Source organism: Amycolatopsis sp. cg13 (assembly GCF_041346965.1).
GTDB lineage: Bacteria > Actinomycetota > Actinomycetes > Mycobacteriales > Pseudonocardiaceae > Amycolatopsis.
This window is the reverse complement of record NZ_CP166848.1, coordinates 9656382-9677762: the sequence shown is the minus strand read 5'-3', so window position 1 is coordinate 9677762 and position 21381 is coordinate 9656382. Positions and strand designations below refer to the sequence as shown.

Sequence of the window (21381 nt, the reverse complement as noted above, 5' to 3'; positions counted from 1 at the left end):
AACCCGAACCCCCGTGAGGGCGAGCCTGACCGAAGCGGTCATTCCTAGCAGTTTGTGGTGGGACACCCACTCAATCACCCTAGAGGCGAGAGCTTGGTTCGTGTCCCGGCGGCCACCCGGTTTCCCTGGCGACTTGGAGAACTTTACACGCCCTCCAGGAGCCCGAAACAGGGGGGTACCTTAACCGCGTTCCCGCAGGTCAGGCCCCCTGTTTCGGGCCTCGGGCGGAGATCAGCCCCCGACGCGGACGCCGGCGACGTTGCGCTTGCCCTTGCGGACCACGAGCCAGCGGCCGTGGAGCGCGTCGGAAGCGGACGGCTTCCACTCCTCGTCGGCGATCTTCACGTTGTTCACGTACGCGCCGCCCTCCTTCACGGTCCGCCGCGCCGCGCCCTTGCTGTCCACCAGTCCCCCGGCGATCAGCAGGTCGACGATCGTCGCGTCGCCGGCGGGCTCGACCTTGCCGTTCGGGACCTCGGCCATCGCCGCGTCGAGCGTCGGCGCGTCCAGTTCGGCCAGCTCGCCGCGGCCGAACAGGGCTTGGCTCGCCGCGATGACCTGGCGCGTCTGGTCCTCGCCGTGCACCAGGTTCGTGAACTCCTCGGCCAGCTTCTTCTGCGCGGCGCGCAGGTGCGGACGCTCCTCGGTGTCATTTGCCAGCGCGTCGATCTCCTCCTGGTCAAGGAAGGTGAACAGGCGCAGGTAACGGAGCACGTCAGCGTCGCCGACGTTCACGAAGTACTGGTACCAGGCGTACGGCGAGGTCAGCTCCGGATCGAGCCACACGTTGCCGCCGCCGGTGGACTTGCCGAACTTGCGTCCCTCGGCGTCGGTGACCAGCGGCGCGGTCAGCGCGTGCGCGGTGCCGCCCTCGACGCGGCGGATCAGGTCCACGCCGCCGACGAGGTTGCCCCACTGGTCCGAGCCGCCGACCTGCAGCTTGCAGCCGTGCTTGCGGTACAGCTCCAGGTAGTCCTGGGACTGCAGCAGCAGGTAGCTGAACTCCGTGTAGGACATGCCGTCGCCTTCGAGGCGGCGCTTGACCGTCTCCCGGTTCAGCATCACGTTCACCGAGAAGTGCTTGCCGACGTCCCGCAGGAACTCCAGCGTGTTCTGCTTCGAGGTCCAGTCGAGGTTGTTCTCCACGATCGCGCCGGTCGGCGAATCGTCGAAGTCCACGAACCGCTCCAGCTGCCCGCGGATCCGCCCGGCCCAGTCCGCGACGACGTCCAGGGTGTTCAGCGTGCGCTCCCCGTTGTCGCGGGGGTCGCCGATCATCCCGGTGGCGCCGCCGGCCAGCACGATCGGCCGGTGCCCGGCGCGCTGGAACCGCTTGAGCATCAGCAGCGGGACGAGGTTGCCGGCGTGCAGGCTGGGCGCGGTCGGGTCGAAACCGCAATAGAGCGTGAGCGGGCCGTGGTCGAGTTCTCGGCGCAGGGCGTCGATGTCGGTGGATTGCGCGATCAGGCCGCGCCAGGACAACTCGTCAAGGATGTGCTCACTCACACCTGTAGATGATCCCCCACCAGGTCAAACCGTTAACCCGCGGGTCGCACCTGCCGGCGTTTCCCGCCGCGGCGGTAGGTCGAGACGGCTGGTGAGCCGTCGACCCAGAACCGCCACGGCGTCTCCATCGCCATCGCGACTCCGACCCGCGGGCCGGTGCGCACGTTCTCCGCGGGCACGCGCTCGCCGACGCGCAGCCGCACCGGCGATTCGGGGTCGGTGAGGTCGACGCCGTTCTGTTCCCGCGCGAGGCCCAGCACCGAGGTGAGGATGGCCGGACCTTTGGCGAGTTCGCCGTTGCCGCGCGCGTTCGGCCGCCGCTTCCGCACGATGTCCGCGCCCTCGACGACCTCGCCCGCGCGCAGCAGCACCGCGCCCGGCTGTCCGTCCTCGGTGCCGACGACGTTCGCGCAGAAGTGCATGCCGTAGACGAAGTACACGTAGAGGTGCCCGGCCGGACCCCACATCACGGCGTTCCGCGGAGTTTTCCCGCGGTAGCAATGCGAGGCGGGATCGTCCAGCCCGCGATAGGCCTCGACCTCGACGAGCCGCACCCCGACCCGGCCTTCGGGCCCGTCGGCCTCGAGGACGGCACCGAGCAGCAGCCGAGCCAGGTCGACCGGGTCCAGTGCCAGTTCTTCGCGCCGGAACAACCGGTCCACACGCACTCCCCTCGTCAGGCCGCCAGCCTAACCAGCGGCCTGACGACAGATCACTTCAGCCACTGCCGATGCGCCGCAACGCGCTCGACCAGGCGCGCCCGTTGCTCGGCGACACGGTCCGGCGCGGTGCCGCCGCGCGCGTCGCGCGAACGCACTGAGCCTTCAACGGTGAGGACTTCGCGCACCGCCGGGGTGAGCGCCGGGTTGATGGCCTGGAACTCCTCGTCGGTCAGCTCGTCGAGCCCGGCTCCGCGCGATTCCGCCACCCGCACGCTCTCCCCCGCCGCCTCGTGCGCGACGCGGAACGGCACGCCCTGGCGCACCAGCCATTCGGCGATGTCGGTGGCCAGCGTGAACCCGGCGGGAGCCAGTTCGGCGAGCCGGTCGGTGTGGAAGGTGAGCGTGCCGAGCATCCCCGCGATCGCCGGGAAGAGCAGTTCCAGCTGTTCGACCGAGTCGAAGACCGGTTCCTTGTCCTCCTGCAGGTCGCGGTTGTACGCGAGCGGCTGCGCCTTGAGCGTGGCGAGCAGACCGGTGAGGTTGCCGATCAGCCGTCCTGCCTTGCCGCGGGTCAGCTCCGCGACGTCCGGGTTCTTCTTCTGCGGCATGATCGAGCTGCCGGTGGCCCACGCGTCGTCCAGCGTGACGTAGCCGAATTCGGCGGTGTTCCAGATGATCACCTCTTCGGCGATCCGCGACAGGTTCACCGAAAGCATCGCGACGGCGAACGCGAACTCGGCGACGAAATCGCGCGAGGCGGTGCCGTCGATCGAGTTCTCCACGCTGGTGTCGAAGCCCAGCTCGGCGGCGACGGCTTCCGGGTCGAGGCCGAGCGACGAACCGGCGAGCGCACCCGAACCGTACGGCGATTCCGCGGTGCGCGCGTCCCAGTCGCGCAGGCGGGAGACGTCGCGCAGCAGCGACTGGCCGTGGGCCATCAGGTGGTGCGCCAGGAGAACCGGCTGCGCGTGCTGCAGGTGGGTGCGGCCGGGCAGGATCGCGTCCGGGTGCCGGGACGCCTGCGACACCAGCGCGTCGATCACGTCGAGCGTGCCCGCGACCACCCGGCGCGCGGCGTCGCGCAGCCACATCCGGAACAGCGTCGCGACCTGGTCGTTGCGGGAACGGCCCGCCCGCAGCTTGCCGCCCAGTTCGGCGCCGGCACGTTCGAGCAGACCGCGTTCGAGCGCGGTGTGCACGTCCTCGTCGGCGATCGTCGGGGTGAACGCGCCGGACTCGACGTCTTGCGCCAGCGTGTCGAGCGCGTCCAGCATCCCGGCCAGTTCCGCTTCGGTGAGCAGACCCGCCTTGCTCAGCACGCGGGCGTGCGCGCGCGACCCGGCGATGTCGTAGGGCGCGAGGCGCCAGTCGAAGTGGGTCGAGGCGCTGAGCGCCGCCATCGCCTCGGCCGGTCCGCTGGCGAACCGGCCGCCCCACAGCTGCACCGGCTGGTCTTTCCCGCTCACGTTCTGCCTCTCTCGTCCGGCGTCTCAGGACGCCTGGGTGCTCGGATGCTGGGTGCTCCCCAGCGGAGTGTGCCCGGTGGCCGGACGGTACCGCCGTCCGACCGGGCGAAGCCGCCTCCCGGGGAGGTCGGCGACGGTCGCGCTGCCCGCGTGCAGCACCAGCCGCACCTCGCCGGACACGCGCTCCTGCGCCCGCCGGACGAACGCGTCCAGCGGCTCGCGCAGCGGCGAGAACCACAATCCGTCGTGGACCAGCTCGGCCCATCGGCGGTCGACGCCGCGTTTGAACCTCGCCAGATCGCGATCCAGGGTGACTGATTCCAGCTCCTCGTGCGCGGCGATCAGCACCGCCGCGCCCGGCGTGTCATAGGCCTCGAACCTGCCGACCCCGTGCGCCCCGGCCCGGTGGCCGAGCCGCTGCACCGCCTCGGCGACGCTGACCGTCTCGCCGTCGACCGCGACCGGTACGCCCTCATCGAAGGTGACGACGACCTCGTCCGGCGCGCCGAGGTTCGCCACGGCGTCCTCGGTGCAGCGGTAGCCGTCGTCCGCGGCCCGGCCCCACAAAGTCCGGCTTGTCGACAGCTCCTGCTTCGCTCGGATGCCGAGTTCGACGATCTCGAGGTCTGGCGCGAGTGTCGCGATCATGCTGGACAACGCGTCGCCGCCACCGTGTGCGACGGCCGACGCGTTCCGGTCCCGCGCGGTCGCCACGAGCTGGCTTGCCAGCAGCGGTCGGGCCAAGACCAGCGGGTGCCGATCAAGGATCAGCGCATTCGCTTGCAGCGCCAGCAAACAGTAGCCGTTCGCGAAGTCCTCGCGGACGTCCGCGACCACGACTTCGGCGGCTCCGTCGGCCATCGCCTGCCGCCGGAGCGCGCACAAATCCACGTCGCCCGCACCGAAGTCCACGGCGACAGCGACCACTTCGCTTTGTCCCGCAAGGAGATTCAGCGCGGCAGAGGAGCCGTGCCCGCCCGGATAGGCGAGCACGACCCGCCGGGTCACGGCTCGTCCCCTTCCGCCGAACCCTGCGCGAGCGCGGTAAAGCGTTCGGCAAGGTCTCGTCCGGTGAGCGGCTCGCGCGCGATCACTGCGACCGTGTCGTCGCCCGCGATCGACCCGACGACCTCCTCCAGCGCGGCCCGGTCTATCGCGCTCGCGAGGAATTGCGCCGCGCCCGGCGGCGTGCGCAGCACCGCGAGGTTGCCGGAGAAATCCGCCGACACCAGCAGTTCCGCGAGCAAACGGGACAGCCGCGAGGTGCCGCCCTGGACGCCCCGGACGGGGCTGCCGTCCTCGGGGATGACGTAGACCGGCGCGCCCGAGTCGGCGCCGCGCAGCTTGACCGCGCCGAGTTCGTCGAGGTCGCGCGACAGCGTCGCCTGCGTGACGTCGATTCCCTCGGCGGCCAGCAACCGCGCCAGCTCCGTCTGGCTGCGAATGGCCATCGTGGACACCAGTTCGGTGATCCGCGCCTGGCGCCCGACCCGGCTGCTGGTCATCGGCCGTTCTGCCCGAACAGCCAGACCAGCAGGGCTTTCTGCGCGTGCAGCCGGTTCTCCGCCTCGTCCCAGACCGCGCTGGCCGGACCGTCGAGCACCTCGTCGGTGATCTCCCAGCCGCGGTGCGCGGGCAGGCAGTGCAGCACGATCGCCTCGTCGGCGGCGCGCTTCAGCAGCTCGGCGTTGATCTGCAGGGCGCGGAACGGGCCGACCCGGTCGAGGCCGTCGTTCTCCTGCCCCATCGACGTCCAGGTGTCGGTGACCAGCACGTCCGAACCCTCGACCGCTTCGCGCGCGTCGGTGTAGACGGTGGCGCTGCCGCCGGTTTCGGCTCCGTGCTGCTTCGCGTCCAGCATCACCTGCTGGTCGGGCTGGAACCCCTCCGGCGACACGACGCGCACGTTCATCCCCGCCGTGGTTCCGCCGAGCAGCAGCGAATGCGCCATGTTGTTGGCGCCGTCGCCGAGGTAGGTGAGCGTGAGCCCGGCGAGCTTGCCCTTGCGCTCGCGGATGGTCATCAGGTCCGTGAGCACCTGGCACGGGTGGAACTCGTCGGTGAGCGCGTTGACGATCGGGATCGACGCGACCGACGCCATCGAGTCGATGCGCTTCTGCGCGAAGGTGCGCCACACGACGGCGTCGACGTAGCGGGACAGCACGCGCGAGGTGTCCTCGATGGTCTCCTCGCGGCCGAGCTGCATCGAACGGCCGTCGACGATCACCGGATGCCCGCCGAGCTGGCTGATGCCGACCTCGAACGAGAACCGGGTGCGGGTGGAGTTCTTCTCGAAGATCGCGGCCACCGTGCGGCCGGCCAGCGCCTTCGTGCCGAGCGGGTCCGCCTTCAGCTGGTCGGCCAGGTCGAGCAGAGCGGTCTGCTCGGCGGGCGTGACGTCGTCGTCGCGGAGGAAGTGGCGAGGCATCAGTCGGATTCCTTCGTGGTGGTGGAGTCGAGCGCGCCCGAGAGCGCGGAGAGGAAGCCGTGCGCCTGCTGCTCGTCGAGCACGAGCGGCGGGGCGAGCCGGACAGTGTCCGGGGCGACCGGGTTGACGAGGTAGCCCGCGTCCTGCGCGGCCTTCGCGACCGCCGCGGACACCGGTTCCCGCAGGCCGATGCCGAGCAGCAGCCCCGCGCCGCGGACGCCGGAGACGAGCGGGTGGCCGAGCGCCTCGACGCCGGCGGCGATGTCCTTGCCCAGCGCCGAAACGTGGTCGAGCAGGTCGTCCCGGACGATCGTGCGCAGCACGGCCAGCCCGGCCGCGCAGCACACCGGGTTGCCGCCGAACGTCGTGCCGTGCTGACCCGGCTTGAGCAGGTCGCCCGCCGCGCCGACGCCGATCACCGCGCCGAGCGGAAGCCCGCCGCCGAGACCCTTCGCGAGCGTGATCACGTCCGGCACGATCCCGGCCTGCTGGAAGCCGAACCAGGTGCCGAGCCGCCCGATCCCGGTCTGCACCTCATCGAGCACGAGCAGCGCCCCGGCGGCCTTGGTGATCTCGCGCGCGGCCTGCAGGTAGCCGTCCGGAGCGGGAATCACTCCAGCTTCGCCAAGCACCGGCTCCAAGAAGACAGCCGCGGTCTCGCCGTCCACAGCGGCCCGCAACGCTTCGACGTCGCCATACGGAACATGCGTGACGCCCGGAACCAGCGGCTCGAACGCCTCGCGCTTCGACGGCTGCCCGGTGAGCGACAGCGCGCCCATGGTGCGGCCGTGGAACGCGCCCTCCGCCGCGACAACCTTGCTGCGGCCGGTGAGCCGGGTGATCTTCAGCGCGGCCTCGTTGGCCTCCGCGCCGGAGTTGACGAACAGGACTTTGCCCTGTCCGTTCAGGCCCGCGATGTCGAGAAGGGTTTCGGCGAGTTCGACCGCGACCGGGTTCACGTACAGGTTCGACGTGTGCCCCAGCTTCGAAATCTGCTCGGTGACCGCGCGCACCACCTCGGGGTGGGCGTGGCCGAGCGCGTTCACCGCGATGCCGCCGACCAGGTCGACGTACTCGGAGCCGTCCGCGTCCCACACTCGCGCGCCTTCGCCGCGCACCAGGGTCAGGCCGGGGGTGCCGTAGTTGTCCATGAGAGCCGACTGCCAGTGCTGCTGACCGTCCGCATTGGACTTGAGGGTAGTCACGCGTTCTCCGTTCCGGATGCCGCTGCCTCGGGCAGCACCATGGTCCCGACGCCGCGCGAGGTGAAGACCTCGAGCAGCACCGAATGAGCGAGCCTGCCGTCGATGACGTGGGCGCCGCGCACGCCGCCGCGCACCGCGCGCACGCACGCCTCCATCTTCGGGATCATGCCGCTGGCCAGGCCGGGCAACATGCGTTCGAGACGGTCGACGGCGATCCGGTCGATCAGCGACGACCGGTCCGGCCAGTTGGCGTAAAGGCCTTCGACGTCAGTGAGCACGACGAGCTTCTCCGCGCCGAGCGCCGCGGCGAGCGCGCCCGCGGCGGTGTCGGCGTTGACGTTGTGCACCACGCCGTCGACGTCCGGGGCCACCGTGGACACGACCGGGATGCGCCCGGCGTTCACGATGTCGAGCACCGCGTCCGGGTTCACCTCGGCGACCTCGCCGACGAGGCCGATGTCCACCTGCTCACCGTCCACAGTGGCCTGTTTGCGCTCGGCGGTGAACAGCCGCGCGTCCTCGCCGGAGATGCCGACGGCGTACGGCCCGTGCGCGTTGATCAGGCCGACCAGCTCGCGGCTGACCTGCCCGACCAGCACCATGCGCACGATGTCCATGGTCTCCGGCGTGGTGACGCGCAGCCCGCCCTTGAACTCCCCCGGCACGCCGAGCCGGGACAGCATCGCGCTGATCTGCGGGCCGCCGCCGTGGACGACCACCGGATGCAGGCCGGCCAGCCGCAGGAACACCATGTCCTCGGCGAACGCGGCCTTCAGCTGGTCGTCGATCATCGCGTTGCCGCCGTACTTGACCACGACGGTCGCGCCGTGGAACCGCTGCAGCCACGGCAGCGCTTCGATCAGCACTCCGGCCTTCTCGGCCGCGCTGGCGAGCCGTTCGTCGGCGGAGACGAGCCTTCCGGTATCCGTCATGACGAGTACGCGCTGTTCTCTTCGACGTACGCGTGCGAGAGATCCGTGGTGTAGATCGTGGCCTCGTCCGAACCGACGCCGAGATCCACGACGACGTCGATGGCGCGCCCGGACAGGTCGGCCGCCGACCGGTCTTCAGCCGTCGTGCCGCCCGCGAACAAGGTGACACCGTTGATGGCGATCGAGACCGTCTCCGGGTCGATCCGCGCCGGTGCGCGGCCGAGCGCCATCGCGATCCGGCCCCAGTTGGGATCGGACCCGAACAACGCGGTCTTGACCAGGTTGTCCTCGGCGATCGTCCGGGCCACGACAATCGCGTCGGCCTCGGACGCGGCACCCTTCACCGTGACGTCGACATCCTTGGTGGCACCTTCGGAATCGGCCCGCAGCTGCAGCACGAGATCGTGGCTGACCTTGGTGAGCAACTCGGTCAACTCGGCCTCAGTCGGCTCGACGCCACTGGCGCCCGAGGCGAGCACGAGCACCGTGTCGTTGGTCGACGTGCCGCCGTCGACGTCCAGCCGATCGAACGTGATGTGCGTGGCGGCGCGCAAGGCACGGTCGAGAGTTTCCTTGTCCGCCACGGCATCCGTGGTCAGCACGGACAGCATCGTCGCCAGATTCGGCGCGAGCATCCCCGCGCCCTTGGCGAACCCGCCGACGCTCCAGCCCGATTCGTGCTGCGCGAACGCCTGCTTCGGCTTGGTGTCGGTGGTCATGACGCCGGTGGCCGCGTTGAGCCCCGCTTCCGGACTGGCGTCCAGCGCCTTGACCGCACTGTCCACACCGGACAGAACCGCCGCCATCGGCAATCGCTCGCCGATCAGTCCCGTGGAACACACCGCGACCTCGATCGCCCCGGCGCCCAGCACTTCGGCGACCTTCTCCGCCGTAGCGTGCGTGTCCTGAAACCCGCCCGGTCCAGTAGCCGCGTTCGCCCCGCCGGAGTTGAGCACGACGGCCTTCAGCTTCTGCTGCTTCAGCACTTCCTGCGACCACAGCACGGGCGCGGCCTTGATCACGTTGCGGGTGAACACCCCCGCCGCGACGTCGAGCGGGCCGTCGTTGACGACCAGCGTGAAGTCGAGCGCGCCGGAGGCTTTGATCCCAGCGGCCACGCCAGCGGCGCGGAACCCCTTCGGTCCGGTGACGGTCACGGTGCCACTCCCACGGTGGAAAGTCCGGTGGCCTCGGGGAAACCGAGCGCCAGGTTCATCGATTGGACGGCACCGCCCGCGGTGCCCTTGGTGAGGTTGTCGATCGAGGTGACGACGACCAGCCTGCCCGCGTCGGCGTCGATCCCGAACTGGAGCTGGACGTTGTTCGACCCGACCGTCGCCGCAGTCGTCGGCCAGGCCCCTTCGGGCAGGATCTGGACGAACGGCTCGGCACCATAAGCCTTCTCGTACACCGCGCGCGCGGCCGCCTCGTCGATGTCTTGCACGAGTTGAGCACTCGCGGTGGTGAGAATGCCGCGCGGCATCGGAGCGAGCACCGGCGTGAACGACACGCTCACCGGCTTGCCCGCCGCACCGGAGAGGTTCTGCACGAACTCCGGCGTATGCCGATGCGCCCCAGCGACGCCGTACGCGCTCGCGTTGCCCATCACCTCAGAGCCGAGCAGATTCGGCCGCAAGCTCTTGCCCGCACCCGACGTCCCCGTCACCGACACCACCGTGACCGCGGGCTCGACCAGCCCCGCCGCCAACGCAGGCGCCAACGCCAGCGACCCGCCAGTCGGGAAGCAGCCGGGCACCGCGATCCGCTTGGCGCCCACGAGCTTCTCGCGCGCACCGGGCAGCTCGGGCATCCCGTACGGCCACTGCCCCGCGTGCTCACCGGAGTACCACCGTCGCCAGTCCGCCGCGTTCGCGAGCCGATGATCGGCCCCAAGGTCGACCACGAGCACGTCCGGCCCGAGCTGAGCCGCGATCTCGGCCGAATGGCCGTGCGGCAGAGCAAGGAACACGACGTCATGGCCCGCGAGCGTCTCCGCGTTCGTCTCGAGCAGCACGCGCCCGGCAAGCGGCGCAAGGTGCGGCTGGTGCGTGCCCAGCGTCGTCCCCGCACTGCTCGCCGCCGTGAGAGCGCCGATCTCGACCTCGGGATGGGTCAGGAGCAGGCGCAGCAGTTCGCCGCCCGCGTACCCGCTGGCCCCGGCTACCGCGATCTTCACCGTCATACGAATGATTATGCACGAGCGTGCAAGCTCAAACAAAGAGGGTTTCCTCACCCCGGCCGGCTCAGCCTCAGGACTTCTCTCAAATTCCTCCAGTAATCGTCAGTCCGCTGGGATCACGCAGTCCCAGATCGTCCGGCTCGTCGAGCCGACCGGCCGCACGTCGCCCGGCCGCCCGAGTCGTCCAGCATCCGGTCAGCGGCTTCCAGCCACAGGTCACCAGCCACCCAGCCCCGCCGGACCATCCGGCGACGCGGGACGGTTCGGCGACGCGGGACAGTTCGGAGGCGCAGGACAGTTCGGAGGCACAGGACAGTTCGGAGGCACAGGGAGGGTTCGGCGGCACAGGGCCGTTCGGCACCGGGACGCTCAGCGACGCCGGGGCGAGCGGCACCGCGGGTCGTGCCGCAGAGCGGGGGTCGCTCAGCGACGCAGGGCCGTGCCGCAGAGCGGGGTCGCTCAGCGACGCCGGGGCGAGCGGCAAAGCGGGTCGCTCAGCGATGCCGGGTCGTCCAGCCAGCCGGACCTCCCGCTGCCCACCGTCCGGCCAGCGCGCAGGCCATCCGCCCGAGACCGGCTCTTTCGGATACCACCCATCCATCCGAACCCTGTTTTCCCGGGCACAACCCGCCCGGCCACCCGAGCCAGGCGGCCGCCCAGCGAACCGGAGCCGCACAGGTCGTTCGGCACCCAACCTGTTCGTCCGGCACCCAACCCGTCCGTCCGGCACCCAACCTGTTCGTCCGGCACCCAACCTGTTCGTCCGGCACCCAACCCGTCCGTCCGACACCCAACCCGTCCGTCCGACACCCAACCCGTCCGTCCGACACCCAACCCGTCCGTCCGGTACCAACCTGTCCGTCCGGCACCCAACCTGTTCGTCCGGCGCTCAATCTGTCCGTCCGGCACCCAAGCCGCCGATCCGGCGCGCAGGCAACGCCACGCCGGGCCCGCCGCGGGATGCGAACCCGGCGGGCATTCGTCAGTCCGCTCCCTCCTCCGCTTCGCGGAGACTCGGCGGCGTCGGCAGATGATTCCCCGGATGCTCCGGATCGCAGCCCACCCGCGGCAAGCGCGCCCGGATCCCTCCCGGCGTCCGCGCGAAATGGCGCGCCAGCTCGGTCACCGAATCGCCCGCGAGCCAGCGGGCTTCCAAATCCGCGTCCATCTCGTCGGTCCACGGTCTGCCCTGCTGTGCCGGGCGTCCGCGCGATCTTCGCCGCGAACCGCCGCCCGCGAAGGTGCGCAGGCTCGTGTCGAGCAGCTCCGCGACGGTCGCCACGGACGTCACGTCGAGTTCGAGTCTGCCCTCGACGACGGGTTCGCCGTCCGGCCGTTCTCCGCCGACCGTGACGGTGACTCGCTCCGGCTCGCCGTCCTCGGTGCGGGTGACGACGGCGACCTGGTACTGGACATCTCCTGACCGGACCTCGGTCCGGTGCTCCTGAATGATCGTCATGGCGGCGAAGGTATCGGCGACCCCCGACAATTTTCGATCACTTAACGCGATCGGGTGACTGCGGACCGAAATTGTCAGACCCCCGCCGTAGCGTCCTCGGCGACCACGAAAACGACCGAGGGGGATCGGTGGACCAGCGGAAAAGGACAGTGCCCCGGTCTGGAAGACCAGACCGGGGCACCGGGGAGAACAGCTCAGAAACGCAGCAAACCGGAAAGCAGGCTCTGCTTCTCCTCCGCCGCGGCCTTCGTCAGGGCATCGGCCTTCTGCTGCGCGCCGGTGGCGACCGGAGACGGAACCGGCTGCGGCACCGCGGCGCACTGGACGTCGGAGCGGTCGTCACGAACCCGCTTCGGCAACGCCCCGGTGGCGAGGTAGTCGGCGACCCGGTCGTCCACGCACGACACCCCGGAGAGCGATCCGGCGTGCGTCGTCCCGCCGGGCGCGCTGATGAGGCTCGAACGCGGGTAGCGCTTGCGCACTTCGAGGCTGCCCGAGTACGGCGTGGCCGCGTCGAGTTCCTCGCTGATCAACAGCGCGCCGCTCGCCTTCGATCCGTCGATGTCCACCGGCTTGCCCGCCTTCGCGGGCCAGTTCAGGCAGTTCGCGTTGTACCAGGTGTTGCTCCAGGTCTCGAACGGCGCGCGGCGGTGGGTGGCCCAGGCGTCGCGGCGCCAGCGGTCCCAGTCCTGCGGCCACTGCGCATCGGTGCACTGCACCGCGCTGTACACCGCGTAGCCGTTGTCGTCGCCGGGCGCGTTCGACTTGTCGTACAACGCTTTCAGCGACTGCCAGTCGCCGCGGTGCACCCAGCCGTCGAACGCCTTGGCCATGTCCTCCCAGCCGAACACGTAGTAACCGGCCTGCAGGAAGACGTCGAGCCACTCGTCGCCGCCGATCACGCCGCCCGCCGGGTTCCGGTCGAGTTTGCGCTGCTGCGCGTACCAAAGCTGCTCGACCGCCGAACCGGTCTTGCCGAGGTGATAGACGTTGTCGTACTTCGCGAGCCAGCCGAAGTAGATCTTGATGTTGCGGTCGAAGGCGACGTCCTGGTCGAGGTTGGCGTCGTACCAGACCTTGCGCGGATCGACGTTCCCGTCGAGCACCATCCGGCGCATGCGGTCCGGGTGCAGCGTGCTGTAGACCTGCCCGAGGTAAGTGCCGTAAGAGAAGCCGTAGTAGTTGATCTGCTTCTCGCCCAGCGCCTTCCGAAGGCTTTCCATGTCCTGCGCGACGTCAGTGGTCTTGATGTGCTGGAGCAGCGGGCCGTTCTTCGCGCAGGCCTCGGCGTAGCCCTTCGTGCGGGCACGCCAGGTGCTCTCCAGCTGCGGCGTGTTCGGCACGTAAGCCGGGCGGGCGGGCGCGAAATAGTTCCCGTCGCACGTGAGAGCCGGTTTGCTGGAGCCGACGCCGCGAGGGTCGAAGCCGATCCAGTCGTAGCTGTCGCCGGCGTGCTTGGGCACGTTCCGACCGAGCACCGAAAGGCCGAGCCCGGAACCGCCCGGGCCGCCCGGGTTCACCAGCATCACGCCCTGGTACTTCGCGGTCTTGTGCTTCACCCGCGAGACGGCGATCTGCACGGTCTCGCCCGATGGCTGGGCGTAATCCATGGGTGCCACCAGGAATCCGCATTCGGCGCCCGCCTTCGCGAGGCCGGGGGCGGAACAGGGTCCCCACTTGATCGGCGGTGGCGCGTAGCCCGTCTCCTCGGGCTGCACCGCGGTGGCGGCGGGTGCGACAGCCAGCGTTCCGGCCGCGACTGCGGCGGCGGCCAGTGCGGTGACGATTTTCCTCACAGTGGTCCTTTGCGTACGACGGCAACCCGGGCTCGTCGAAGCTACCGGCTGCGCGGCAGAATCTCGTTTCCCGACACGAGCCGCGCTGTCCCCCGATTGTCGGGATCCGATCCGACGGAGGTGGCCCTCGATGAGTGCGGGCGAAGCGTTGATCACGGCGGTGCGAACCGGGCTCGCCGAGCTGGCAGACCCGGTCAAGGCACCGGAAATGCAGGCGTACATGAAGTCCGCGATGCCGTTTCGCGGAGTGCCGAAACCGCCGCGCGGCGAGCTCATGAAGGCGCTTCTCGCCGAGCATGTTCTGCCCGATCGAGTGACGTTCACCGAGACCGTGCTCGCGTTGTGGCGGGAGGCGGAGTACCGCGAGGAGCGGTACGCGGCGATCGATCTTTCCGGGCACCGTGCCTATCGGCGATGGCAGAACCCGGAACTGCTGGAGATGTACGAGGAGCTGATCGTCACCGGGGCGTGGTGGGACTACGTCGACGAGGTCGCGATCCGCCGGGTCGGGCCGATCCTGCGCGAGCACCGGGCGGCGGTCACGCCGGTTCTTCGCCGCTGGATGACAGACGCTGATCGCTGGCGCCGGCGAACGGCGGTGATCTGTCAGGTCAGCGCGAAGGACGAGGTGGACCAAGGGCTGCTCGCCGACGCGATCGAGGCGAACCTCGGCGACCGGGATTTCTTTCTGCGCAAGGGAATCGGCTGGGCGCTGCGGGATCACGCCCGCGCCGAACCGGAGTGGGTCCGCGCGTTCGTCCGAGCGCATCCGGGGCTGTCCCCGCTGTCCACAAGGGAGGCGATGAAGCACCTCGGCTGAAGTGAACCGCTAGCAGGAGAAGAAAAGGAGGGATGCCATGACACCAGCGCTCCCCCGCCCCGGCTGACCGGCCGGGTGGCCGGAGCGCGGGGCGGGGACAGCGTCGGATCAGGCGCGGAGCGTGGCTCCGAAGCGCTCGCCGGCAGCGGCGACCGCGGCGTCGCGAGCCTTGGTGGCCTCGTCGACGGTGAGGGTGCGGTCCGCGGCGCGGAAGCGGAGCTTGTACGCCAGGGAACGCTTGCCGTCGCCGAGCTGCTCGCCGGTGTAAACGTCGAAGAGGGTGATCTCCTCGAGCAGTTCGCCGGCTCCTTCGCGGAGCACGTCGGCGAGGTCGGCGGACGGGACGTCCGTGCCGGCGACCAGTGCGACGTCCAGCAGCACCGGCGGGTAGGCCGAGATGCTGGGCGCAGGACGGGAGTCGGGCAGCGGGATCGCGTCCAGGTCGAGTTCCATGGCGACCGTGCGCGGCGGCAGGCCGAGGGCCTCGACGACCTTCGGGTGCAGTTCGCCCGCGTGGCCGACCGGCCAGTCGCCCACCCGCAGCTGGGCGCAGCGGCCCGGGTGCCACGGCAGGAGATCCGCGGCCTGCACGGTGAGCTCCACGCCGGCGGCCTCGGCCACGAGGCGCGCGGCCTGCACGGCGTCGGCCCAGCCTGCCTGGTCGCCCTTGCCCCACCAGCCGGCGCGCGGGCGCTGGCCGCTGAGGACGACGGCGACGTGCACCGGCTGCGCGGGCACGGCGGCCTCCAGCACGGCGAGGTCCTCGTCGCTCGGGCGGTGCTCGACGCCGAGGTCCGGGACCTTGAGCTGGTTCGGCTTCGGCAGCACGACCTGGCCGACGTGGAACAGCGACACGTCCTTCAGGCCGCGGGAAACGTTGCGCTGCAACGTCTCCAGCAGGCCCGGCAGGAGGGTCGTCGCCATCCGGTCGTGGTCGGCTTCGAGCGGGTTCTGCACGCGCACCGTGGTGCGGCGGATGTCGTCCTCGGGCAGGCCGAAGGCGTCCCACACCGCGTCGCCGATGAACGGGAACGGGCGCACCTCGACGTAGCCCGCCTCGGCGAGCGCGCCGGACACCGCGCGGCGGCGGCGCTGGGAGTCGGTGAGACCGCGGCCCGCGGGCGCGGCCGGCAGGACCGACGGGATGCTGTCGTAGCCCTCGAGCCGCAGGACCTCCTCGACGAGGTCGGCCGGCTGCACGAGGTCGCCGCGCCAGCTCGGCGGGGTCGCGGTGACGAGGCCGACGCCCTGGTCGCTCGTGCTGAGCTGGACCTTGCAGCCGATCTGGCCCAGCCGCCGCACGGTGACGCCGCGTTCGTAGCGCACGCCGGCGATCTGGTCCGGCAGGTTGATCGGCATGGTCACCGGGGCGTGCGGGGCGACCCCGCCGACGTCGGTGCGGCCCGGGCGGATCGCGCCTTCGCCGTACTGGCGCAGCAGTCGCGCGGCGAGTTCCACCGCGGCCGCGCACAGCGCCGGGTCGGTGTAGCGCTCGAAGCGCTTCGCCGCCTCGGAGAACAGCTTGTGCCGTCGCGCGGTGCGGCTGATCGACGCCGGGTTCCAGTGCGCCGCTTCGAGGAGCACGTCGGTGCTCTCCGGCGTGATCTCCGTGCTGGCGCCGCCCATCGTGCCGGCCAGGGAGATCACACCGCTGTCGTCGGCGATCACAATGTCGTCCGCGTCGAGGGTGCGCTCAACGTCGTCGAGCGTGGTGAGCTTCTCCCCCGCCTTCGCGCGGCGCACCACCAGGTCGCCCTGGATGGAACCGGTCGCGAACGCGTGCAGCGGGTGGCCGAGCTCGAGCATCACGTAGTTGGTGACGTCGACCGCGAGCGAGATGGACCGGATGCCGGCCAGCATCAGCCTGCGGCGGATCCGCCACGGCGTCGGCGCGGTCGCGTCGAGACCGGTGACGCGGCGCAGCACGAACCGCGGGCAGCCCTCGGGGTCATCGACCCGGACCGGCCAGGCTTCGCCCTCGGCTTCCGGGAAGTTGTCGAGCATCGCCGGGTCGCCGAACGGCACGTCGAGCGCGTTCGACAGTTCGCGCGCCAGGCCGCGGATCGACAGCGCGTAGCCGCGGTCCGGGGTCGGCGTGACCTCGATGACGGTGTCGTCGAGGCCGAGCAGGTCCTTCGCGTCGTCGCCCGGGCTCGCCGTGCCCGGCGGGAGCACGAGGATGCCGCTGTGGTCGTCGCCGAGGCCGAGTTCGGCCGCCGAGCAGATCATGCCGTCGCTGACCTTGCCGTAGGTCTTGCGCGCGGCGATCTCGAAATCGCCCGGCAGGACGACGCCCGGCAGCGCGACCACGACGAGGTCGCCCTCGGCGAAGTTGCTCGCGCCGCAGACGATGCCGCGCGTCTTGATGCCGTGCGGGCCCTCGTTCTCGAGCGGGCCGTCGTCCTCGTCTTCGTCCTCTTCGGACAGTTCCGCGTCGTCGGGCTCGGGGTCGGGCTCCTCGCCGACCTCGACGCGGCAGAACCGCACCGGCTTCTTGAAGCCGGTCAGCTCCTCGATCTCCGCGACGCGGCCGACCACGAGCGGGCCGGTCACCGGGCCGAGCTCGCTCAGCTCGTCGACCTCGATCCCGATCCGCACGAAGGCGTCGGCCAGGTCCTGCGGCGTGACGTCGGCATCCACTTCGAGATGCTCGGTCAGCCAGCTCACCGGGACTCGCACTACGCCTCCGTTCCGAAGGGAAGGGTGAACCGGACGTCGCCTTCGACCATGTCGCGCATGTCCGGGATGCCGTTGCGGAACTGCAGCGTCCGCTCGATGCCCATGCCGAACGCGAAGCCGGAGTAGATCTCCGGGTCGACGCCGCACGCGCGCAGGACGTTCGGGTTGACCATGCCGCAGCCGCCCCATTCGACCCAGCCGGGGCCGCCCTTCTTCTCCTCGAACCAGACGTCGACCTCCGCCGACGGCTCGGTGAACGGGAAGAAGTGCGGGCGCAGCCGCGTCTTCGAGCTCTCGCCGAACATCGCGCGGGCGAACGCGTCGAGCGTGCCCTTGAGGTGCGCCATGGTGAGGCCCTTGTCGACGGCGAGGCCCTCGACCTGGGTGAACACCGGCGTGTGCGTGGAGTCGAGCTCGTCGGTGCGGTAGGTGCGGCCCGGGCACACGACGTAGACCGGCAGATCGCGGTGCAGCAGGCTGCGGGCCTGCACCGGGGAGGTGTGCGTGCGCAGCACCAGGCCGGAGCCTTCCTCGCCGACGTAGAACGTGTCCTGCAGCTGGCGCGCCGGATGGTCCTTGCCGAAGTTCAGCGCGTCGAAGTTGAACCACTCGGCCTCGAGCTCGGGCCCCTCGGCGACCTCGTAGCCCATGGCGACGAAGACGTCGGCGATGCGCTCGGACAGCGTGCTGATCGGGTGCCGGGCTCCGCGCGGGACCTGGTCCCACGGCAGCGTGACGTCGACGGCCTCCTCGCGGAGCACGCGCTCGTCGCGCTCGGCCTGCAACGCGGCGCGGCGCGCGTCGAACGCGGACTGCACCGCCTGCCGCGCCTCGTTGACGCGTTTGCCCGCGTCGGCCTTCTCCTGCTTGGGCAGCGCGGCGATCTCCCGGCGCGCCAGCAGCACCGGAGACTGGTCCCCGAGATGGGCCGGTTTGACGGCGGCGAGCGCGTCCAGGTCGGCCGCGCCGGCGAAGGCGTCCTCGGCCGCCTTGATCGCCGCGCGCAGGGTCTCCGGTGCGAGCACGTCGACCGGCTGTTCTGTGGCTCCGGACATGACTCCTCGGCGTCCACTGGGACTGGTGTTGTCGGCGGCACGCGGGCATGCCGCCGCACGTGCACATCGGGCAGCTCAGTCTAGGGGATCGGGCGCCGGGCCTAGCCGCTCACCCTCCGCTTCCGGAGCGGCTGCGCCGGATCCGCCCCGTGATCACGACCGACCGTCGCCGAGGACCCGAACGGACGTCAGCGGATCAGGTGAGGACCGCCCCTCGACCGGCTTGCCGCGGACGCCCGCTCGGGTTGCTGCGGGACGGGTTCGGGACAGCGGAGCTGCCGTGCTCGGCGAGACTAAGCCTCGGGGGCCGTTTCGGGAGGGGGCCGCGGGAATGGAGCTCGGGTCGGACGACCGGGGTCGGACAGCCGGAGTCGGACAGCCGGGATCAGACGGCCCGGAGTCGGACGGCCCGGAAGCGCGGCTCGGACGGTGGTGGCGGGCGAAGAGGGCTGGCGACTCGGTCGGACGCGGCAACGCGACAGGAGCCGGGCAAGGACGCGTCGGGAGGGCGGCAGAACCGATGGCAAGCATGGCAGCGACTGCCGACGCGCGTGGCATCTGATAGCTCAGCGAGTGGCTGACGCCAGGCAAACCGCCATACAGACGAGTGCCTGACGCCGCGCCATGGCAAGCGGCCGCGGCGGGGTGCCGTGCCACGGCTGACCGGCAGGCGGAAAACAACGTGAGCGGTGCGGCTCCTGAGACGGCGGGCAAGGCGGCAGGCACAACCCGGCAACTGGCTGGCCATGCGACAAGCGCAATCCGGCAGGCAACTGGCGTCGCGGCAGGCACTCGGCGGCTGGCTGAAGATGCGGCAGGCACAGGTCAGCGGCCAGCGAGCAACACGACGGGCACGATTCCGCAGGCAACACAGCCCGCGACAAGCGCAAACCGGCAGCGCAGAAGGCTGACGGCTGGTTGTGGACCGCGAGGCGTGCGGAGCGAGGTTGTGCGGAGCGAGGTGTGACGAGCGGACCCGGGCAAAGTTCTGGCGGCGTAAGGAGTCGATCGCGCGCCAAGCAAGCCGGAGCAAGCCGGAGCCAGCGCCGGTGAGATCCGGCGAACGCAGCCGCGGAGTCAGAGGCGGAAGGCGGTCGTCACCTGATGGAGAAGGTCGTCTTCCGAAGTCGCGGTGTCGACCTCGATCGCCCGCAATCCGAGCCGCGAAGTCTCCTCCCGGAGGCGGCTCGTGAACATCCGGTCCCGTTCGGCGAGGTTGCGGGCAGCCCGAGCCGGATCACTGGTCCGCCACACGAAACCTTCCCCCGGTGCGCGCCGGGAGATCGCCGCGTGGCGGAAATCCGGCGTCGGCAACAGCCACACGGCCTGGTCCACGACGTCCAAAAACGGCTTCACCAGGTGCGGCAGCAGGCGGAAGCCGTCGACGACGACGCGAGGTTCTGGTGGCAGGTCAAGGAGGTCTTCGACGATCAGGCCGAAGCCCTCCCCGCGGAACCAGTGGAACGTCTCGAGCATGACGTCCGGAGAACGACGCACCCAGCGTTCGTCCATGTCCATGCACTGGAAGGCGTGCAGCAGCGGAGCCGAAGCAGGAGTCGTGCGGGCGGCGTGGGCGCGCATGGTGTCGTCGGTCGCGTAGTGGCGCCAGCCGTAGCGGGTGGCGAGGCGGCGGGCGATCGTCGATTTGCCCGCGCCGGGGGCGCCGCCGATCCAGTAGACGTGCCGGAGGTCCGCCATGGTCAGCGGTGCGCGGCCATCGCTGCCGTGTAGACGCAGACCGCGGCGGCAGTAGCCAGGTTGAGGCTTTCCGCCTTGCCGTACAACGGGATTCGGACTGCTTCGTCCACGGCGGACAAGACATCCTCGGGCAGGCCGTGTGCTTCGTTGCCGAAGATCCAGGCCACCGGGTCTCCGAAGCGGACAGTCTCCAGCGAGGTCGACGCGTAACCGTGCGCGGCCAGGGTCCGGAGGCCGGCCGAGCGCAGGGCTGTCAGGACCGACGGGATGTCGCGGGCGCGCGCCAGCGGGACGTGGAACGTCGAACCGGCGGCGGCGCGGACGCTTTTGCCGTTGTGCGGGTCGACGGTGTCGCCGGCCAGGACGACCGCGTCGGCACCGGCGGCGTCGGCTACCCGGATGACGGTGCCTGCGTTGCCGGGTTCGGCGACGTCTACCAGGACCACTACCAGCCGGGCCGTGGTCAGGACTGTCTCGAGTGGACGGTCGACCAGCGAGCAGACCGCGATGATTCCTTGCGGCGTCACGGTTTCCGACAGGCTCGCGGCCGCGCGGTCGGTGATCGGCGACACGCGGGGGGCGGCCTCCACCAGAGCAGGATGCGCGGCGGCGGCGCGTTCGGTGACGAAGAGTTCGTGCACCGTGCCATGAGAGAGCGCCGAGGTGACGGCGTTGACCCCTTCGGCCAGGAAACGGCCGGTTTTGTCGCGTTCCGCGCGCCGGGTCAGCTTGCGCGCGGCAACGACCCGGGGGGTCCGTTCGGTGAACGGATCCGCCCCGGGCCGGAAAATGCTGCCGGTCAGGCCGACTTCGCTTCGCCGGTCGTGACGTTCGCCTTGGCGAGCTCGGCGAGCGCGGTGAAGGCGGCGGCGTCGTTGACGGCGAGGTCCGCGAGGATCTTGCGGTCCACCTCGACACCGGCGGCCTTCAGGCCCTGGATGAACCGGTTGTAGGTGACGCCGTTGGCGCGAGCGGCCGCGTTGATGCGGGTGATCCACAGCTGGCGGAAGTCACCCTTGCGCGCACGGCGGTCGCGGTAGGCGTAGTTGAGCGAGTGGAGCGTCTGCTCCTTGGCCTTGCGGTACAGCCGCGAACGCTGGCCGCGGTAACCGCTGGCCAGTTCGAGAGTCGCGCGACGCTTCTTCTGGGCGTTGACCGCCCGCTTGACGCGTGCCACTGGTCCATCCTGTCGAATTCGGGGGGTCGAGGACCCCGGGGTGGTCGGGAAAGAGTGCGGGGCCTCAGCGGCCGAGCAGGCGCTTCACGCGGCCGACGTCGTTCTGGGCGACCTCGGTGGTGCCCTCGAGACGGCGGGTGAGGCGGTTGGACTTCTTCTCCATCAGGTGGCGACGGCCGGCCTTCTGGCGACGCAGCTTGCCCGAACCGGTCACGCGGATCCGCTTCGACGTGCCCTTGTGCGTCTTCATCTTCGGCATGCTTGTTGTCCTCTTCCGTGCGGCGGCACACCGGAGGACCCGGTGTGCCGCTGACTGTGC

19 protein-coding genes are annotated in these 21381 nt (G+C 70.5%); 1 reads left to right on the top strand and 18 read right to left on the bottom strand.

Features of this window, described 5'->3' with window-relative positions; translation table 11 throughout:
• Window positions 1-231: 231 nt before the first annotated feature.
• From tyrS to AB5I40_RS45190, 12 genes are all read right to left on the bottom strand, one after another.
• On the bottom strand, window positions 232-1506 hold the full coding sequence (tyrS, locus tag AB5I40_RS45245) for a tyrosine--tRNA ligase (protein ID WP_370936324.1): 1275 nt from the start codon (window positions 1504-1506) through the stop codon (window positions 232-234).
• 32 nt (window positions 1507-1538) lie between these two features.
• Window positions 1539-2174, bottom strand: coding sequence for a DNA-3-methyladenine glycosylase (locus AB5I40_RS45240; RefSeq protein ID WP_370936323.1), 636 nt, complete (start codon window positions 2172-2174; stop codon window positions 1539-1541).
• 44 nt (window positions 2175-2218) lie between these two features.
• A complete protein-coding gene (gene argH / locus AB5I40_RS45235) occupies window positions 2219-3634 on the bottom strand; it encodes an argininosuccinate lyase (RefSeq protein ID WP_370936322.1) in 1416 nt (471 codons plus the stop codon).
• A 24-nt stretch (window positions 3635-3658) separates the two neighbouring features.
• Window positions 3659-4642, bottom strand: a complete 984-nt coding sequence (locus tag AB5I40_RS45230; RefSeq protein WP_370936321.1) for an argininosuccinate synthase domain-containing protein — start codon at window positions 4640-4642, stop codon at window positions 3659-3661.
• Entirely contained in the window at window positions 4639-5139 is a 501-nt protein-coding gene (locus tag AB5I40_RS45225; protein WP_344286579.1) for an arginine repressor, read from the bottom strand. Before AB5I40_RS45225 ends, AB5I40_RS45230 begins: the two co-directional genes overlap by 4 nt.
• Window positions 5136-6062 (bottom strand): ornithine carbamoyltransferase, encoded by a 927-nt coding sequence (argF, locus tag AB5I40_RS45220; RefSeq protein WP_370936320.1) that lies wholly within the window; start codon window positions 6060-6062, stop codon window positions 5136-5138. The genes AB5I40_RS45225 and argF overlap by 4 nt, the downstream gene beginning before the upstream one ends.
• On the bottom strand, window positions 6062-7267 hold the full coding sequence (locus AB5I40_RS45215) for an acetylornithine transaminase (RefSeq protein WP_370936319.1): 1206 nt from the start codon (window positions 7265-7267) through the stop codon (window positions 6062-6064). Before AB5I40_RS45215 ends, argF begins: the two co-directional genes overlap by 1 nt.
• Window positions 7264-8199: an acetylglutamate kinase gene (gene argB / locus AB5I40_RS45210; RefSeq protein ID WP_354744970.1), complete on the bottom strand. Its 936-nt coding sequence runs from the start codon at window positions 8197-8199 to the stop codon at window positions 7264-7266. The genes AB5I40_RS45215 and argB overlap by 4 nt, the downstream gene beginning before the upstream one ends.
• Window positions 8196-9356 carry a bifunctional glutamate N-acetyltransferase/amino-acid acetyltransferase ArgJ gene (argJ, locus tag AB5I40_RS45205; RefSeq protein ID WP_370936318.1) on the bottom strand — a complete coding sequence of 387 codons (1161 nt, stop codon included), beginning with the start codon at window positions 9354-9356 and terminating at the stop codon, window positions 8196-8198. The genes argB and argJ overlap by 4 nt, the downstream gene beginning before the upstream one ends.
• Complete coding sequence (gene argC / locus AB5I40_RS45200; protein ID WP_370936317.1) at window positions 9353-10381, bottom strand: N-acetyl-gamma-glutamyl-phosphate reductase; 1029 nt, start codon at window positions 10379-10381, stop codon at window positions 9353-9355. The genes argJ and argC overlap by 4 nt, the downstream gene beginning before the upstream one ends.
• A 979-nt stretch (window positions 10382-11360) precedes the next feature.
• The gene (locus AB5I40_RS45195) at window positions 11361-11837 is read right to left on the bottom strand and encodes a helix-turn-helix domain containing protein (protein ID WP_370936316.1); all 477 of its coding nucleotides are present in this window, start codon (window positions 11835-11837) and stop codon (window positions 11361-11363) included.
• 194 nt (window positions 11838-12031) lie between these two features.
• Window positions 12032-13633 (bottom strand): alpha/beta hydrolase, encoded by a 1602-nt coding sequence (locus tag AB5I40_RS45190; RefSeq protein ID WP_370936315.1) that lies wholly within the window; start codon window positions 13631-13633, stop codon window positions 12032-12034.
• A 130-nt stretch (window positions 13634-13763) separates the two neighbouring features.
• On the opposite strand from AB5I40_RS45190, the gene AB5I40_RS45185 reads away from it, so the two are divergent.
• Window positions 13764-14453, top strand: a complete 690-nt coding sequence (locus tag AB5I40_RS45185; RefSeq protein ID WP_370936314.1) for a DNA alkylation repair protein — start codon at window positions 13764-13766, stop codon at window positions 14451-14453.
• A gap of 108 nt (window positions 14454-14561) precedes the next feature.
• Here AB5I40_RS45185 and pheT read toward each other — a convergent pair whose 3' ends face one another.
• The 6 genes from pheT to rpmI form a co-directional block, all read right to left on the bottom strand.
• Window positions 14562-17132, bottom strand: coding sequence for a phenylalanine--tRNA ligase subunit beta (pheT, locus tag AB5I40_RS45180; protein ID WP_370936313.1), 2571 nt, complete (start codon window positions 17130-17132; stop codon window positions 14562-14564).
• Window positions 17132-18187 (bottom strand): phenylalanine--tRNA ligase subunit alpha, encoded by a 1056-nt coding sequence (gene pheS, locus AB5I40_RS45175; RefSeq protein WP_370936312.1) that lies wholly within the window; start codon window positions 18185-18187, stop codon window positions 17132-17134. Before pheS ends, pheT begins: the two co-directional genes overlap by 1 nt.
• Window positions 18188-19264: 1077 nt before the next feature.
• Window positions 19265-19885 (bottom strand): nucleoside monophosphate kinase, encoded by a 621-nt coding sequence (locus AB5I40_RS45170; protein ID WP_370936311.1) that lies wholly within the window; start codon window positions 19883-19885, stop codon window positions 19265-19267.
• 2 nt (window positions 19886-19887) lie between these two features.
• The gene (locus AB5I40_RS45165) at window positions 19888-20676 is read right to left on the bottom strand and encodes a TrmH family RNA methyltransferase (protein ID WP_370940737.1); all 789 of its coding nucleotides are present in this window, start codon (window positions 20674-20676) and stop codon (window positions 19888-19890) included.
• Window positions 20677-20684: 8 nt separating this feature from the next.
• Window positions 20685-21062 carry a 50S ribosomal protein L20 gene (rplT, locus tag AB5I40_RS45160; protein WP_009079612.1) on the bottom strand — a complete coding sequence of 126 codons (378 nt, stop codon included), beginning with the start codon at window positions 21060-21062 and terminating at the stop codon, window positions 20685-20687.
• A 64-nt stretch (window positions 21063-21126) separates the two neighbouring features.
• The gene (gene rpmI / locus AB5I40_RS45155; RefSeq protein ID WP_037818166.1) at window positions 21127-21321 is read right to left on the bottom strand and encodes a 50S ribosomal protein L35; all 195 of its coding nucleotides are present in this window, start codon (window positions 21319-21321) and stop codon (window positions 21127-21129) included.
• Window positions 21322-21381: the final 60 nt, after the last annotated feature.

Excerpts from the sequence above, each read along its gene's own strand:
- AB5I40_RS45170 (WP_370936311.1), bottom strand. The coding sequence starts at position 19,885 with ATGGCGGACCTCCGGCACGTCTACTGGATCGGCGGCGCCCCCGGCGCG.
- rpmI (WP_037818166.1), bottom strand. The coding sequence starts at position 21,321 with ATGCCGAAGATGAAGACGCACAAGGGCACGTCGAAGCGGATCCGCGTG.
- pheS (WP_370936312.1), bottom strand. The coding sequence starts at position 18,187 with ATGTCCGGAGCCACAGAACAGCCGGTCGACGTGCTCGCACCGGAGACC.
- argC (WP_370936317.1), bottom strand. The coding sequence starts at position 10,381 with ATGACGGTGAAGATCGCGGTAGCCGGGGCCAGCGGGTACGCGGGCGGC.
- argB (WP_354744970.1), bottom strand. The coding sequence starts at position 8,199 with ATGACGGATACCGGAAGGCTCGTCTCCGCCGACGAACGGCTCGCCAGC.
- argF (WP_370936320.1), bottom strand. The coding sequence starts at position 6,062 with ATGCCTCGCCACTTCCTCCGCGACGACGACGTCACGCCCGCCGAGCAG.
- AB5I40_RS45185 (WP_370936314.1), top strand. The coding sequence starts at position 13,764 with ATGAGTGCGGGCGAAGCGTTGATCACGGCGGTGCGAACCGGGCTCGCC.
- AB5I40_RS45225 (WP_344286579.1), bottom strand. The coding sequence starts at position 5,139 with ATGACCAGCAGCCGGGTCGGGCGCCAGGCGCGGATCACCGAACTGGTG.
- AB5I40_RS45195 (WP_370936316.1), bottom strand. The coding sequence starts at position 11,837 with ATGACGATCATTCAGGAGCACCGGACCGAGGTCCGGTCAGGAGATGTC.